This is a genomic window from Streptomyces sp. NPDC005791 (assembly GCF_042871485.1).
In the GTDB taxonomy this organism is placed as follows: domain Bacteria; phylum Actinomycetota; class Actinomycetes; order Streptomycetales; family Streptomycetaceae; genus Streptomyces.
Map to the genome: position 1 here is coordinate 93,775 of NZ_JBIAIP010000007.1, position 15,675 is coordinate 109,449.

Consider the following 15,675-nt stretch of genomic DNA (forward strand, 5'->3'; position numbering starts at 1 on the left):
GAACGTTGTTCACCACTTGTGAGCTGGCCCTTGAGGCGCCCGACGCGGTGAACCACCCGTCCTGGACATGCTCTTGCCGCACCTGCGAAACCTCCCCGCCTCCCTGCGGAGCGACCTCACGGCCGCCCCGCACGGCCCCTCGGAGAGAGAACTTCCGCCAGAGGGGCCGAATTCCTTGTGAAGAAGTTCACGAACTTTGTGGCGGGCCCCCGCGAAAGGCCCCCCAAAAGAGAGGCCCTAGCTCAAAGGTGCAGGCGGGGATGCGTCTGAGCGGCACCTCACCGCCCCAGCGGCAGTGCTGTGATCAGCCGATCGACCAGGCGATCCCGTCGAGGATGTCGTGCTCGCTGACGACGACCTCGCGGGCCCCTGCCCGCTCCATCACCGCGAGCAGGACGAGCGCCCCCGAGGCGATCACGTCGACCCGGCCCGGATGCATCGCGGGAATCGCCGCACGCTCCTCGTGCGTCGAGGCGACCAGCCGCTCGGTGATCTCCCGGACCTGCTCGACGGAGACCCGCGAGTGGTGGATGGCCGCCGAGTCGTACTCCTCCAGCCCGAGCGCCATCGCCGCGACAGTGGTGACCGTCCCCGCCAGGCCGACGAGCGTCGCCGCCGAGGAGACCGGAACGGTCTCCCCGGCCAGCTCCAGGGCGGCACCGATGTCCGCACGGATCGCGGCGATCCGGTCGGGTGTGGGCGGATCCACGACGGCCCCGTCCACCACGAGGTGACGTTCGGTCATGCGGACGCAGCCGATGTCCACCGACCGGGCGGCGCGGACCCGGTCGTCACCGACGACGAACTCGGTGGAGCCGCCGCCGATGTCCACGACGAGGTACGGCTTCTCCAGGTGATCACTGCCCACCAGTTCCTTGGTGGCGCCGTCGAAGGAGAGCTGCGCCTCCTGGTCCCCGGTGACGACCTCGGGCTCGACCCCCAGGATGTCCACGACGCCGCGGACGAACGTGTCGCTGTTCTCCGCGTCCCGCGAGGCGGACGTGGCGACGAACCGGACCCGTTCGGCGCCGAGCTCCTCGATCGCGGCCGCGTACTCACGGCATGCGTCGAAGGTGCGCTCGAGCGCCTCCGGGGCCAGCCGGCCGGTCCGGTCGACTCCCTGGCCCAGCCGGACGATCCTCATCCGGCGGTCGAGCTCGGTGAAGTCCCCGGTGGTGGGGTCCAGGTCCGCGACGAGCAGGCGGACGGAGTTGGTACCGCAGTCGATGGCGGCAACGCGGGTCATGGGGCTCCTGTGGTCGTACGTGTGGCGCGAGGAATTCAGGACGACGCGTCGGACCCGGCGTCGTCGGCCCCGCACGGGGTGACGCACGGCCCCTTGGCCCACCACTCGGGCAGCATCGCGATCGCCTCGTCGCCCAGCGGATTCACACCGGGGCCCGCCACCAGCGAGTGGCCGACCAGGACGTGCAGGCACTTCACCCGGTCCGGCATGCCGCCCGCGCTCGGGAAGCCCTCCAGGACCTCGATGGCGTCGCGCCGCGCGAGGTAGTCCTCGTGGGCGGCGCGGTACGCGGCGGCCAGCTCGGGGTCCGTGGCGAGCCGCTCGGTCATCTCCTTCATGACCCCGTTGGCCTCCAGCGTGCCGATCGCGGACGCGGCACGCGGGCAGGTCAGGTAATACGTCGTCGGGAACGGCGTGCCGTCCTCGAGTCGGGGCTGCGTCTCGACCACGTCCGGGTTGCCGCACGGGCAGCGGTGCGCGATGGCGCGCAGCCCACGCGGCGGCCGGCCCAGCTGGAGTTCGAACGCGGCGATGTCCACATCGGTGGGCGTGGTGGATTCGGTCTGCGGAGGGGGCGTGTCCATGCCTGCCTTGAATGTCATCGGTCGGACTGTATGAATCGGTACGTACACGGGGGACGGCCGGTGCTCATTCGCGGTCCGCGCTGTCGACGCCGTCCCAGAGGTTCGAGTGCCACGGCCGCCCCGTCGCCCCCGGCTCTCCCCGCCGCACCTCGGCCGCGTCCGGGTCGACCACCGTATAACCGGTCTCCCCGGGCAGCACGTAGTGGAGGTGCTGGCGCGCGAGACGGCGGATGTACGCGTCGTCCTTGAGCCGCGCCTTCTCGTCGCGCAGCTCCTCGGTCCGTTCGCGGGTCTCCTGCGACAGCCTCTCCTGCTCCGCGATCTGGTCACGCTGGGAGATGTACTGGCGCATCGGATACGCGAGGGCCACCACCAGGGAGCAGACGATCAGCGCGAGGAACGCGGCCCGGCCGGTGAGCCGGGAGCGACGGGCCTGCCGGCGGCTCTGGGACCGGTAGACACGGGCCGCCGTCTGCTCACCGAGCAGTCGCAGCCTGGTAGCGGTGGAGAACCGGTCGCGGTCCTTCCCGGCCATGTCTCACGCCTCCCCGTTACGCACGTCCGTCCCCGCACACGGTACGGGACCGGATGCGGGGACGGACGGAGGCTGGTGCTCCGGACGCGGGCTGTCAGCCCTCGAAGCGGAACCGCGGGAACGCCGAACGGCCGGCGTACACCGCGGCGTCGTCGAGGATCTCCTCGATGCGCAGCAGCTGGTTGTACTTGGCGACACGGTCCGAGCGCGCCGGGGCGCCGGTCTTGATCTGACCACAGTTCACGGCGACGGCGAGGTCGGCGATGGTGACGTCCTCGGTCTCACCGGAGCGGTGGGACATCATGCACTTGAACCCGTTGCGCTGGGCCAGCTCGACGGCGTCCAGCGTCTCGGTCAGCGAACCGATCTGGTTGACCTTGACGAGCAGGGCGTTGGCCGAGCCCTCCTCGATGCCACGGGCGAGGCGCTCGGGGTTGGTGACGAACAGGTCGTCACCGACGATCTGCACCTTGGAGCCGAGCTTGTCGGTGATGACCTTCCAGCCCGCCCAGTCGTCCTCGTACAGCGGGTCCTCGATGGAGACCAGCGGGTACGCGGAGACGAGCTCCTCGTAGTACTCGGTCATCTCGGCGGCCGAGCGGGACTTGCCCTCGAACTCGTAGACGCCGTCCTTGTAGAACTCGGACGCGGCGACGTCGAGCGCGAGCGCGATGTCACGGCCCGGGACGTAGCCGGCCTCCTTGACGGCCTCGATGATGAGGTCGAGGGCGGCACGGTTGGACTCGAGGTTCGGGGCGAAGCCGCCCTCGTCACCGAGACCGGTGGACAGGCCCTTGGTCTTCAGGACCTTCTTCAGCGTGTGGTAGATCTCCGCGCCCCAGCGAAGGGCTTCGGAGAAGGACTCGGCGCCGATCGGCGCGATCATGAACTCCTGGATGTCCACGTTGGAGTCGGCGTGCGAGCCGCCGTTCAGGATGTTCATCATCGGCACGGGCAGCAGGTGCGCGTTCGGGCCGCCGAGGTAGCGGAACAGCGGGAGGTCGGAGGCCTCTGACGCGGCGTGCGCCACGGCCAGCGAGACACCGAGGATGGCGTTGGCGCCGAGCGAGCCCTTGTTCTCGGTCGCGTCCAGGTCGAACATCGCCTGGTCGATGAGGCGCTGCTCGGTGGCGTCGTAACCGACGAGCTCCGGGCCGATCTGCTCGATCACGGCGAGGACGGCCTTCTCGACGCCCTTGCCCTGGTAACGGTTGGGGTCACCGTCGCGAAGCTCGATGGCCTCGAACGCTCCGGTGGAGGCTCCGGAGGGAACAGCAGCACGTCCCGTGCTGCCGTCGTCGAGGCCGACCTCGACCTCGACCGTGGGGTTCCCCCGGGAGTCGAGGATTTCCCTGGCTACGACGACGTCGATGGACGGCACGAGGCATCTCCTTCTGGGATCTGACACTGGTTGTGCAGGGTTACTGTGGCCTTGCGCCACGAGCCTAACCGGCTCGGCCCGCTCCGTCGGCCGTCCGCCCGTCCCCTGGGACGAAAAAGGACCCAAGGACCTGCATTACGGGCAAAGCCCCGAAATTCTACTGGTAAGTAACCACAAGAACTGAACGCTCCCCCTCACGTCGGACCTCCGGCCGGAGCCGTGTCCGCACCCGTGACGGGGGCCGGAAACGGCGCCGGCCCGGCACGCGGGGGCGGCGCGCCGGGCCGGGCCTCCGGGGCAGGAGGGGGCCCCGGGCTCCTGACGGTTACTTCAGGTGGAGCTGCTGACCCGGGAAGATCAGGTCGGCGTCGTCGACGATGTCGTCGTTCAGCTCGAAGAGCTTCTCCCAGCCGCCCTTGACCTTCTTCGCGTCGGCGATCTTGCCGAGGGTGTCGCCGGCCTTCACCTCGTACTCGCCGTCGCCCTTCTCGACCTTCTGGCCGGTCGGGGTGGTGACGGTCTTCGCGGGGGCCTCACGCTTCTCGCTGCGCGTGGTCGGCTGCTCGGCCTTGCGCTCCGGCGCGGCCTGAGGGGCCGTGTCGCCGTTCTTCTCGGAGCCGGTGTCGACACCCGGGTCGACACCGTCGTTCGTCAGACCGCCGGCACCGGCGCAGGCCCAGGCACCCGGGCCCTGCAGGTCGAGGAGCTTCTCGGCGGCGGCTATCTGCTGACCCTTGGTGGCCAGGTCGGCGCGGGCGGCGTACTGGGTGCCGCCGGCCGCTGCCCAGCTGGACTGCGAGAACTGCAGGCCACCGTAGTAGCCGTTGCCGGTGTTGATGGACCAGTTGCCACCGGACTCGCACTGGGCGACGGCGTCCCAGGTGTCGACGGAGGCGGCAGAGGCGCCGGTCGCACCCATGAGCGGTACGGCGACGGCGGCACCGGTGACACCGGCCAGGGTCGCGATGCGGACGGCCTTGGACGGGCGACGGTGCTTGCCCTTGCTGGAAAGCAGCATGGTTCTCCTCACCGACGCCTACGAGGTGAGCTGTCGGGTTCGGGCCTGTGAGTTGCCCGGTCACCCGCTCCCGCGGACGACTTCACCCCTAGCCGCGCCCGCCCGTCTTCCGACGGCCGGGTCCGGCGCCTACCTGGGTCCCCCGCTCCTGCCTACGGCGCTTTACGCGTCGGTCCCCTTCGGCCGACGGCAGGATTCGGCGTGACGGTCGAAGGTGCCCGCGGTGCGAGCGGCTCCGACCGTAGACACACGCAACCCCCACATTCAAAGATGGACATAACGACCAATCAGCACGTACCGGCCCGGCAGGTCGCGTCGTTTTCGCAGGTCGGAGCCAATATGGACGGATCGGACGGACGGGACGCGCCAGTTGAAGCAAAGAGACCCATGTCTCACTTACGCATAAGTGGACATAGGCCTCTGAACTGCCCCTGTTTCGGGAGCATTTTCGCGCTTCTGCTCAGTCGGTGGCGGTGGTCTCCGCCGGTTCGCTTTGTGCGCCCGCCCCGGTGAGACCGAGGTCCAGGTTCTGGCCGGGAAGGATCAGGTCCGGGTCGGAGCCCAGCTCGTCCTTGTTCGCCTCGTAGAGCGCGGACCAGCCGCCGGAGAGCTCCTGCTCGTCGGCGATCGCCCAGAGGTTGTCGCCCTCGCGGACGGTGTACGTGGTCCCTTCGACGCCCTGACGCGCCCCGGAGTCGCCACGCGAGGCGTGCCGTCCGGCGTCCCGCCCGTCGCCCGAACCGGCTTCGGCGCTCGCCTCGGGGGCCGGGACTCCGCGGTGCTTCCCACCCGTCGTTCCGTCACCCTTCGACGCACCGGGCGTCTCGGGGGACGGGCCGGCGGACGGCGAGGTGCCGGCCACGTCGTCCCGGCCCGCCGTGCCGCCGGCCGTGCTGTCGTCCACGCCGCCCTCGGAGTCGTCCGTCGCGTCGTCGGAGCCGTCGGCGTTCCGGGCGTCCTCGGTGCCGGTCGAGTCCTCGTCCGTGTCCGCCTTCTCGTCCGCCGGGTCCGACGCCTCGGGCGAGGGGGTCCCGGACGGGGTCACGGTGTCCGAGGGCTCGGCGGACGGCTCGTCGCCCGGGTCGACACCGGGCAGCCCCTCGTCCAGGGCGAGCCCGGAGATCACCGAGCAGCTGGCCCACGCCTGGGGGCCCTTGTCGTCCAGCACCTTCTCCGCGACAGCTATCTGCTGCGAGCGGCTCGCGAGGTCGGGACGGGGCGCGTAGTCCGTGCCGTCGTAGTCCGACCACGTGTCCTGCGAGAGCTGCAGGCCGCCGTAGTAGCCGTTGCCGAGGTCGGCACTCCACATGCCGCCGCTCTCGCACTCGGCGACCCGGTCCCAGGTCGACGCGTCTGCGGCTTGTGCGCTGCCGGCGCCGAGCAGCGGGATGGCGATGGCCGATCCCGTGACGCCGGCGGCGACGACGATGGCGGGTGCCTGGCGGGGGCGACGGTGTCTGCCGGTCGCGGAGCCCATGGGATTGCCTTCCGTGTGACTGACATGTGACGGGTGAGTCGAACGGTGAACCTAGCCCCACTCGAACGTGTGTCACAAGTCGATGCAGCGGAGATCACGTGAAAGTCACGGAGTTGACAGGCTGTCACCTCTTTCGGCCGGATGCCCTGGACCGAACTCGACGGGAAGCGTGCGCAGTCCCCGCATGATGAGCCCTCCGCGCCAGCGCAAATCGGCAGGTTCCGCAGCAAGCCGCAGGTCGGGGAGGCGTCGCAGCAGAGTTGCCAGCGCCACCCGCCCCTCCAGCCGTGCCAGCGGCGCCCCCAGGCAGTAGTGGATGCCGTGTCCGTATCCGAGGTGCTGATTGTCACTCCGTGCAAGGTCCAGGGTGTCCGCATCCTGGAATCGCTCCGGGTCCCGGTCGGCGGCGGCCAGCACCACGAGAACGGGGTCTCCTGCCGCGATGTCCTGGCCCCCCAGCGTCACGGATTCGGTGGCGTACCGCCACGTCGCGAGCTCCACCGGCCCGTCGTAGCGCAGCAGCTCCTCGAGACCCGTGTCGAGCAGTTCCGTCTCCCCCGCGGCCAGTGAACGCTCCAGGCGCGCACGCTGGGACGGATTGCGCAACAGGGCGTAGGTGCCGTTGCCGATGAGGTTCACGGTCGTCTCGAAACCCGCGAACAGGAGGATGAAGGCCATGGCAGCGGCCTCGTTCTCGCTGAGGTGCTCGCCGTGGTCGCTCGCCCGGATCAGCCCGGAGATCAGGTCGTCGCCGGGATTCTCCCTCTTGCGGTGGATGAGTTCGGCGAGGTAGCCGCGCATCTTCTTGACCGACCTGGCCACCCCGCCCCGCGGCCCACCGCCGTGCCGGATCATCATGCCCGCCCAGTCTCGGAAGTCGTCCTGGTCCTCGCGCGGCACTCCCAGCAGATCGCAGATGGCGTAGATGGGGAGCGGGAAGGCGAAGTCATGGATGAGGTCCGCGTTCCCCTTCTCGACGAAGTCGTCGATGAGGCGGTCCGTCAGTTCCTGGACCCGAGGCGCGAACTCCGCGACCCTGCGCGGGGTGAACGCCTTGGACACGAGACGGCGCAGCCGGGTGTGGTCCGGGGGGTCGATGTTCAGCAGGTGCGTCATCAGCTCGGCCTTGCGCTCCCCCGGGATGCCCGTCTTGCCCTTGGCGTTCGCGGAACCCGCGTGATGGGCCGGGTTCTTGGAGAGCCGGGTGTCGGCGAGGGCCTGCCTGGCATCGGCGTACCGGGTCACCAGCCAGGCCTCGACACCGCTGGGCAGCGCCGTGCGGTGCACGGGGCTGTGCTCGCGGAGCCAGGCATAGGCCGGGTACGGGTCGGTGGCGAACTCCCAGGTGAAGAGTTCGGGCGCTGCGTCGGGCTCGGAGGCCGTCTCGGGGCTGTCGTTCACCCCTCGACGCTATCCGGAGCGGCCCCGGGCCCCCCGAGTCCCTCCGCCGCGCGGATCGCGTCCCGGTAGGCGCGGGCCGCCGCCCGCAGGGCCGCCTCCGGGTCCGTGCCGTCCTGCTCGGCCCGTACGGCGAGGGCGAGGAGCCGGTAGCCGACCCCGTCGCCCTCGGGGAGCGCGGCGTCCAGACCCGCGGCACGGGCCCTGCCGCCGAGCTTGGCCGCCAGCGCCAGACCGGGCTGGCCGAGCGGCACCCCGTCGGTGACCGAGGCCCGCTGCTTCTCGATCGCCTTCGTCCGCAGCCAGTGCGCGCGGACGTCCTCCGGGGTCTCGGCGGTCTCGTCGCCGAACACATGCGGATGCCGGTGGATCAGCTTCTCGACGATCGTGGCGGCGACGTCGTCGATGCCGAACGGCTCGTCCTGGTCCTCCTGCGCGATGCGCGCGTGGAAGACGACCTGGAGCAGTACGTCGCCGAGTTCCTCGCGCAGTTCCTCGCGGTCGCCCTCCTCGATGGCCTCGACCAGTTCGTACGCCTCCTCGATGGCGTACTTCGCGAGGCCCTGGTGCGTCTTCTGCGAGGTCCACGGGCATGCGAGCCTGATCCGGTCCATGACCTGGACCAGATCCAGGAGCCGCGCGCCGGGCAGGTCGTACGAACCGGGCAACAGCTCCAGGTCCGGCATCCGCACCCGGCCGGAACCGCCGAGCCGGGCCAGGCCGTCGGTCAGTGACTGGTCGCCCTCGCCGCCCACGAGCACCACCACGGTCCGGCCGCCCGCACAGTCACCCACCAGTTCCTCGGCCGACGGGTCCGTGTGCTCGACGGCGACGCCGGCCTCCCGCAGGTACGGCAGTTGCGGGTGGTCCCGCTGGGCGCACAGCACCCGGTCGGCGGCGTGCAGTGTCTGCCAGGCGGGCCAGGACAGCAGACCGGGGGCGACCCGGTGGCTGGCGGTGAGCAGGACGATACGGCCGGGATCTTCAGCGTTCACGCCTCCGAACCTACCTCCGGCCGGGCAGGGTCAGGCGCCCGCCTCGGGCTGCCCCTGGACAGCGGTGACCTGGGTGATCCACGGCGCCTTGTAGGTGCTCAGCTGGACCTTCCGGTCGTCCCAGCTGCCGTAGCGGGGGTTGACGTCGATGTGCAGCGCCTTCGACGCCTCGGTGAGCGCCTTCCCCACCGCCTCCTGGCCCGCCGGGGTCTGCAGGTCGACGCCGAGTGCCTGGGCGAGCTTGGGGAGCTGCACCTCCTTGCGCAGGTCCTCCTCGATCTGGCCGGGCGCCACCCAGCGCTGCTCCAGCATCACCGTGCTCAGCTCCTCGTCACCACCGGACTGGGCGGTGGCCGCCGCCCGGACCTGCTGGATCTCCTTGCGACTGACGCTCACCCCGGCGTCCTTCGCGGCCCGGTCCAGGACCCGTCCGAAGATCAGGCCGTGCAGCTTGGCTCGATTCAGCTGCCCGGACTCCTTCACCAGGTCCGCCGACCGTGCCGACGTCCGCTGCGCGCTGCGTACGTCCGACGCCTGTCGCTGGACCGTGGCCACATCGATCCGGTCGCCGCCCACCACCGCCGCGGCGCCCGGGCGGGCCTCGCTTCCGCAGGCGGTCAGGAGCGGCCCCGCGAGGAGCGTGGCGGCGGACAGGGCGAGCGCGGTGGGACGTCGGCGGTGCAAAGGAGCCTCCCGGGGAGAGTTTGTGCATCAGTGCACAAAGCCTTGCGGTGATCGATGTTAGGCAGTGGACGTGATCGGGGCCACTGCTTCGACCAACGATTTCCGGACCGGTCGGTGTGGGGTCGCGGACGCAATCCCTTCGGGTCGCCCCTGCACGGTCGCCCGCCGCCTCACATCGGACCACTCACGTCCCGATGGTGGGTCAGTTGCCGTCGGAGTTCCGTGGGGAGCGGGTGGTGGGGGCCGTAGGCGCGCTCCGTGTCGTACAGCAGGCCCTGCAACTGGCCGCGGCCCGCCGTGTGGTCGCCCACCGCGAGCAGGAGGTGGCCGATGCGGTGGCGGATGTCGAAGGCCCGGCCGGGGCCGGCGGAGGTCGCGTAGCCGTTCTCGTAGGAGGGGAGGACCGCGCGGTACTCGGCGAGCGCGGCGGCGGCCTCACCGAGCTGTTCCAGGCACTGTGCGGCGTCGTAGCGGTAGTGCAGGGTCTGCGGGTCGGCGGGTCCCGCCTCCGCCGTGCGGTCGTCGGCGAGGCGGCGGAGCTCCGGGAGGGCACGGCGGTACTGGCCGTCGTCCATCAGCGTGGCCGCGTACTGCTTGCGCAGGATCCGTACGACCGGTGAGTGTTCGCCGTGCTCCTGGGCCGCGGCCGGCAGGATCGCGCCGAGGATGTCGACGGCCTGGGTGATGCGGCCCTCGCCGAGCAGCCGCTTCACCTCGTCGACGGCCTGGGCCACGTTCGGCCGGGCGGGCGGCTCCTGCGGCGGCGCGGGCGCCTGCTGGGCGGGGACGGCGGGTGCGGGAGCCGGCACGGCCGCCCGGTCCGGCCAGGGTGCGTGCGGACGGAGGAAGGGCCGGGTCGGGTCGAGGGGACCGGTGGGCGCGCCGCCGACGGGCAGCAGGGGCCGCAGGGCCTCGTAGACCTCCTGGGCGGAGGCGGGTCGGTGCTGCGGGTCCTTGGAGAGCAGCCGCAGCACGAGCGCTTCGAGCGCCTCGGGGACCTCGGGCCGGAGGTGGCGGACCGGGAGGGGCGGCTCGTAGAGATGGCGGTGCAGGACACCCAGGGCGGTGGACCCGGCGAACGGCACGTCCCCGCTGAGGAGTTCGTGCAGGAGCACACCGAGTGCGTACAGGTCGGTGTAGGGGCCGACGGCGCCGCCCATCGCCTGCTCGGGGGCCATGTAGGCGGGGGAACCGATCGGTGAGCCGGTGTGGGTCAGGCGGGTGGTGTCGGTGTCCATGACGGAGGCGATGCCCAGATCGAGCACCGTCACGGTGCCGTCGGGCTTCACCATCGCGTTACGGGGCTTGAGGTCGCGGTGGACGATCGGCACGGCGTGCACCGCGGAGAGCACCGCGCACAGCTGGGCGGCGATCGCCACGGCCCAGGGCCACGGGTAGGGGTCGTGCTCGGCCAGATGGTCGGCGAGGTCGGCGCCCTCGACGTACTGCATGACGAGGTAGAGGTCCTCGCCGTCGCTCCCCGCGTCATGGACGGTGACCAGACCGGGGTGGTCGACCTGCGCGGTGACCCGGCACTCACGGACGAACCTACGGCGCAGATCGTCGGCGGCCATGCTGCCGGAGGGACCCGCGACCCGGTCGGGGCGCAGGAGCTTCACCGCGACCCTGCGGTCGAGCCGCTGGTCGTACGCCGTCCAGACCTGACCCATGCCGCCCTGGCCGAGAAGGGCCGCCAGCTCGTAACGCCCGGCGATGACACGGCCGTTCACCGGCTGTCGCCCTCCTTGCGGAGGTAGTCACTGAGTTCGTCGAGCTCGGCGCGCACCTGGTCGAGACGCTGCGGGGCGGCAGCCCGCGGCACGTCGGAGGGCGGGGCCGGTGGAGCGGCCGGTGCGGCCGCGGGGGGCGGCGTGGGCGCGGGCCTCCGCTGCGGGGCCGACGGGTAACCGTAGGAAGGGGCGGGCGTCGCGGCCACGTGCTGCGGCGCGTACCCGCCGTACGGGCCGGCGTACGGCCCGGTCCGCGGTCCGGTGTGCTGCCCGGCGCCAGGAGCGCTCGGCGCAGCGCCGTACGGGCCGAAGTGCCGTATCTCGGTGTAGAGGTAGTAGGTGACCGTGCCGCCGAAGACGACCAGGATCCACGACAGCAGGATGACGGCCTGCGCGTCCGTCATCACTTCGTCTTCCGGCGGCAACCACCCGATGTAGGCGATGAGTCCGGCGTTCAGCGCCAGAACCAGGCCGAACAGCCACCAGTCGCGCCGTTTCCGGGTGACGATCGCCAGTCGCAGCATGGCCGCCCAGGCGAGGACTCCACAGCTCAGCAGGGCGAGTGCGACGAAGACCACGCGCAGCGTGATGAGTGTGGCCGAGGACGGACGACGCGTCGGCTGCTGCTCCGGCGGATAGCCGTAGCCGTGCATGTGCTGCTCCCGGAGGGCGTGGATCGGACGTGTGCAGTGAGCGTATACACCGACACGGACAACCGGGCCCGGGTTGTGCGCAACCGTTGTGCTTCACGTCACTGCGGGAGGTCCTCCCCTCGGTCCTGCTCCGGAGCGACCGAACCGTCCGTCAGCCCGTCGTACATCCCCTGCACCAACTGCCCTCCGAGCCGCCCCGCCGTGCGCAGTGCGTCCTCGAACGCGGCGAGGGCGCGGAACTGTTCGCCGTACCTCCGCTGTTCTGCCAGCGGCAGGCGCGGCACCTGGAGACGACGGGCATCGAGCCGGGTCGCCGTGGAGGCGTAGCTGCTGGCCTGTCGGTTGTTGGCGGTGCCGCGCAGGAAACCGGCGAGGAACCAGGGGTCCAGGGCGGCCGGATCGGGGCGCAGCAGCTGGAGGTTGCGGCCGAGCACCGCACCCGCCGTGGCGTCGTCGACGACCCTGGCGACCGAACCGCCGCCGAGTACGGGCACGACGACGTCACCCCGTTCCAGGAGGAGTGGTTCGTCGTCCGGTGACGCGGCCTGCGTGGCGGGCGTACCGCTGGGGGCGGTACCGGCGAGGACGTCGTGCTCGGTGAGGACCGTCACCGTGCCGCTGCCGGAGCCGTTGCCGGTTCGCAGGCGCAGTGCGCCCGCGCGGGCCAGCTCACCGACCGTGATGAAGGGCCGCCTGGCCGTTTCGCTGGGGACGGCGGGCGGCGGAGTGAGCCGGGCCGTCAGCTTCAGGGTGTCGTCGAGCCGCTCCCGTACGCGGACCAGTTCGGCCGCGCCTCCGCCTGCGGCCGGGGGCGGCAGATGGCGGGCGGGGGCCAGGTCCACGTCGTCGTCGAGGAGTTCGATGACGGGGACGGCCCGGCTGGTACCGGGTCGTTCCTCGACGGGTTCTCGGCGCCCCGGCACGTCGAAGGGTGCCCACGCGTCGAGCACCGCGCCGCGCACCGCCGGCCAGTCCAGCCGGTCACGGCCGGACGGCGCGCCGGCGGCTTCGGGCTCCGCCGCGTCGACGACGAGCAGTTCGGGCGTCGGGGGCTGCTCGGTGCCCGGCTTGCGGAGGACCCAGAGGTGGAGCGGGACGCCGTACGGGGGTGCCGCGCCGGCCGGGAGCGCGATGACGGCGCGCAGGGCACCGCGGCGGAGCAGATCGGCGCGGATCCGGCGTCCCGAACGGCGTGAGGCGGCGGCCGGCGGCATCAGCACCACGGCGGTACCGCCCTCGCGGAGGTGGGCGAGGGCGTGCTGCACCCAGGCGAGTTCGGACTCGGTGCGTGCGGGGAAGCCGTACTCCCAGCGGGGGTCGTAGGCCAGGTCGTCGTGGCCCCAGTTGCGCTCGTTGAACGGCGGGTGGCAGAGCACCGCGTCCACGGTGACCCCGGGGAACGCGTCGGTGCGCAGGGTGTCGCCGGTACTCACCGCGAGCGTGGGCCCGTCGGCTGCGCTCCCCGTCGCGTGCAGGGCCAGCCGGAGCGCGGTGAGCGCCGCCAGGTCGGGGTCCGCCTCCTGCGCGTACAGCGCGGTGGGTCCTGCGACGGCGCACAGCAGGGCGCCGGTTCCGGCCGCGGGGTCGAGGACGGCGAGGGAGCCCCGCTTGCCGCTCCGCCAGGCGGTGTCCCTGGGCCGCGCGAGGTCGGCCATCAGCCCGGCGAGGCCGGGGGGTGTGAGCGTGTACTGGCGGGGGTTGGCGTCGAGCTGGCGGCCGAAGAGGAAGTCGAAGGCCTGCCGGGCACCTGTTTCCGCCGCCAGTTCGGCCACGGCGCGCAGCAGGGGGACGGACGGCAGGAGAGCGGTCGCCGTGGGCGTGGGAACCGCGCGTCCTGCTCCGAAGCGGTCGGCGAGTACGTAATCCACGGCGCCCGGCAGCACATCCGCCATCCGGGCGTCCGAGACGGCGGTGATCTCCAGCCAGGCGGCGGGCCTGTCCCGTACGAGCAGCAGGGCGCACCCCGTATGGATCAGCGCGGTCACGGCGCCGTCGGGGTGGCCCGCCACCTGCTGCCAGACCCGCTCGCGCAGTGGTACCTCGGCGAGCTTGCCCTGCTCGCGCAGCCATTGCTCGACCTCGGGCAGCGCGAAGGACGGGCTGGCCTCGGTGCCTCCGACGGGTTTCGGGAATCCGGCGTGCCGGCGGCGCCAGTTACTGACGGCCGCGCGCCCTACGCCCGCGAGCCTGGCGATTCCGGCCGCGGTCACCTCTGTCGAGTCCTCCGGCACTGGCCTGTCTCCGTTCCGCGCACGTCGGTGTCGCCTGCTGTGTGTGGGTGAGCATACCGATACCACCCCTTCATCGGTTCACACCCGAACTGATGTTGACTCGGTTCACAGCAACTGGTCTTATTGACCTGCCGCACAGCGATGCGGCGTAGCGATCCGCTCACAGTCCCCGTCGTTCATCGGAAGGGCACAGCCATGTCCCAGTACACGCAGCCGCAGCAGCCCCAGCAGCCGTACGCCCCCGCGCAGCCGCCGGGCACCCGCCCCGCCCGCAACGGCCTCGGAATCTCCGCGCTCGTCCTCGGCATCATCGGGACGGTCTCCGGGCTGGTCCCGTTCTTCTTCTGGCTCGCGGGGATCCTCGGCCTCATCGCGCTGATCCTGGGCCTGGCCGGCCGGGGCCGCGCCAAGCGCGGCGAAGCCACGAACAAGGGGGTGACGACGTTCGGCGCGGTCCTCGGCCTGGTGTCACTGATCCTGTCGGTCGTCGGAGCCGTGCTGACCTTCAAGGCCGTGGACGACGTGGTGACGGACATCAACAAGGCGGTCGCGGACACGTCGGCCTCCGCGAAGCCGGCCGCAGGCAGCGGGGCGGCGGGCGGCACCGAGGGCAAGAGCGACGACGTCCTGAGAGAGGGGGACGCCGCGGCGTACGACGACGGTCTGGAGATCACGGTGAACGCCGCGGAGCCGTACACCGCCGACGAGTTCGCGATCGGTCACACCAAGGGCAACAGCGCCTACACGGTCTCGGTCGTCATCGAGAACAAGGGCAAGGAGAAGTTCGACGCCACGCTCGTCAGCGTCGACGCCCGCGCCGGCGAGGACGGTGTGAACGCCGAGCAGATCTTCGACGGCAAGATGGGCGAAGGCTTCACCGCCACCACCGTCCTGCCGGGCAAGAAGATCACTGCCACGTACGCCTTCGACGCCCCGGCCGACGCCAAGAACCTGACCGTCGAGGTCGGCCCCGGGTTCGAGTGGGACGCGAGCCAGTGGGACCTGAAGCTCTGACGCACGGACCGCACGACGCCCCCCTGGGGCCGGCCACTCCTCGGCGGGCGGGCCGGCCCCGTGGCATCAGACCACCCGGTGCCGCACCCGGACGTTCGGTTCGACGTACACGGCGTGCCCGTGGGCGAGCGAACCGCTCACCTCCCGGTCGGTGCACGGGAGGTCCGGCCGGCGTCCGCGAGAAGCCGTTACGCACACCGCGGCGCGGGGCACCGTCACCGTACGGGCGCCTCCGTCGGGCTGTCACCGGCCGGAAGCCCCTGTCCCGGGCAGCCGGACAGCACCTCGGTCATCGCGTCCTTCTCCGCCGCCGTCACCCACAGCCCGTACTTCGCCTTCACCGACACCTGACCCGCCACGTACGTACAGCGGTACGCCTTGTTGGGCGGCAGCCAGGTCGCGGTGTCCCCGTCGCCCTTACGGCGGTTGGTGGACGAATCGGCGGCCACCAGGTTGAGCGCGTCGTTGGCGAAGGCCCGCCGCTTTCCGGCGCTCCACTGCTGGGCACCCTTCTGCCACGCGTCGGACAGGGCCACGAGATGGTCTATGTCCACCTTGCTGCGGCCCCGCACGAACGCGATGCGGGTGCCGGTGTACGGATCGGGGTCGAGGACCCCGCTGAGCACCTTGCAGCCGTCCGCGTCCCGCGCGACACCGGACAGCTGCTCCGCCAGCACGTCGTCCCGGGTTATCTGCAGCTCCTTCATCGATGCGATGCACATGAGGCAC

Annotated in this window: 13 protein-coding genes, 1 pseudogene and 1 riboswitch; of the genes and pseudogenes, 1 reads left to right on the plus strand and 13 read right to left on the minus strand. The window is 71.4% G+C overall.

Annotated elements, in window-relative coordinates:
* Positions 1 to 304: 304 nt before the first annotated feature.
* The 12 genes from ACFYSH_RS15780 to ACFYSH_RS15835 form a co-directional block, all read right to left on the minus strand.
* Entirely contained in the window at positions 305 to 1,246 is a 942-nt protein-coding gene (locus ACFYSH_RS15780; RefSeq protein WP_359471914.1) for a Ppx/GppA phosphatase family protein, read from the minus strand.
* Between the two features lie 35 nt (positions 1,247 to 1,281).
* Positions 1,282 to 1,830: a DUF501 domain-containing protein gene (locus ACFYSH_RS15785; protein ID WP_359472061.1), complete on the minus strand. Its 549-nt coding sequence runs from the start codon at positions 1,828 to 1,830 to the stop codon at positions 1,282 to 1,284.
* Between the two features lie 64 nt (positions 1,831 to 1,894).
* Positions 1,895 to 2,365: a septum formation initiator family protein gene (locus ACFYSH_RS15790; protein WP_359471912.1), complete on the minus strand. Its 471-nt coding sequence runs from the start codon at positions 2,363 to 2,365 to the stop codon at positions 1,895 to 1,897.
* Between the two features lie 94 nt (positions 2,366 to 2,459).
* Positions 2,460 to 3,746: a phosphopyruvate hydratase gene (gene eno, locus ACFYSH_RS15795; protein ID WP_356880541.1), complete on the minus strand. Its 1,287-nt coding sequence runs from the start codon at positions 3,744 to 3,746 to the stop codon at positions 2,460 to 2,462.
* A 325-nt stretch (positions 3,747 to 4,071) separates the two neighbouring features.
* Positions 4,072 to 4,764, minus strand: coding sequence for a transglycosylase family protein (locus ACFYSH_RS15800; protein ID WP_359471909.1), 693 nt, complete (start codon positions 4,762 to 4,764; stop codon positions 4,072 to 4,074).
* A riboswitch (cyclic di-AMP (ydaO/yuaA leader) is annotated at positions 4,765 to 4,934 on the minus strand.
* 290 nt (positions 4,935 to 5,224) lie between these two features.
* Positions 5,225 to 6,241 carry a transglycosylase family protein gene (locus ACFYSH_RS15805; protein ID WP_359471906.1) on the minus strand — a complete coding sequence of 339 codons (1,017 nt, stop codon included), beginning with the start codon at positions 6,239 to 6,241 and terminating at the stop codon, positions 5,225 to 5,227.
* 105 nt (positions 6,242 to 6,346) lie between these two features.
* Positions 6,347 to 7,642, minus strand: coding sequence for a cytochrome P450 (locus ACFYSH_RS15810; protein ID WP_359471904.1), 1,296 nt, complete (start codon positions 7,640 to 7,642; stop codon positions 6,347 to 6,349).
* Complete coding sequence (locus ACFYSH_RS15815) at positions 7,639 to 8,634, minus strand: nucleoside triphosphate pyrophosphohydrolase (RefSeq protein ID WP_359471902.1); 996 nt, start codon at positions 8,632 to 8,634, stop codon at positions 7,639 to 7,641. The genes ACFYSH_RS15810 and ACFYSH_RS15815 overlap by 4 nt, the downstream gene beginning before the upstream one ends.
* Positions 8,635 to 8,664: 30 nt before the next feature.
* On the minus strand, positions 8,665 to 9,318 hold the full coding sequence (locus ACFYSH_RS15820; protein ID WP_388752924.1) for a SurA N-terminal domain-containing protein: 654 nt from the start codon (positions 9,316 to 9,318) through the stop codon (positions 8,665 to 8,667).
* A 170-nt stretch (positions 9,319 to 9,488) separates the two neighbouring features.
* Positions 9,489 to 11,048, minus strand: a complete 1,560-nt coding sequence (locus ACFYSH_RS15825) for a serine/threonine-protein kinase (protein WP_388752927.1) — start codon at positions 11,046 to 11,048, stop codon at positions 9,489 to 9,491.
* Complete coding sequence (locus ACFYSH_RS15830) at positions 11,045 to 11,701, minus strand: hypothetical protein (RefSeq protein ID WP_359471896.1); 657 nt, start codon at positions 11,699 to 11,701, stop codon at positions 11,045 to 11,047. Before ACFYSH_RS15830 ends, ACFYSH_RS15825 begins: the two co-directional genes overlap by 4 nt.
* 98 nt (positions 11,702 to 11,799) lie before the next feature.
* Complete coding sequence (locus ACFYSH_RS15835; protein ID WP_388752930.1) at positions 11,800 to 13,932, minus strand: N-6 DNA methylase; 2,133 nt, start codon at positions 13,930 to 13,932, stop codon at positions 11,800 to 11,802.
* A gap of 195 nt (positions 13,933 to 14,127) precedes the next feature.
* Here ACFYSH_RS15835 and ACFYSH_RS15840 point away from each other — a divergent pair, with 195 nt between their 5' ends.
* Entirely contained in the window at positions 14,128 to 14,946 is an 819-nt protein-coding gene (locus ACFYSH_RS15840; protein WP_359471891.1) for a DUF4352 domain-containing protein, read from the plus strand.
* Positions 14,947 to 15,161: 215 nt separating this feature from the next.
* Here the strand turns inward: ACFYSH_RS15840 and ACFYSH_RS15845 are convergent.
* Positions 15,162 to 15,635, minus strand: a pseudogene (locus ACFYSH_RS15845) (HNH endonuclease family protein); the annotation flags it as partial.
* Positions 15,636 to 15,675: the final 40 nt, after the last annotated feature.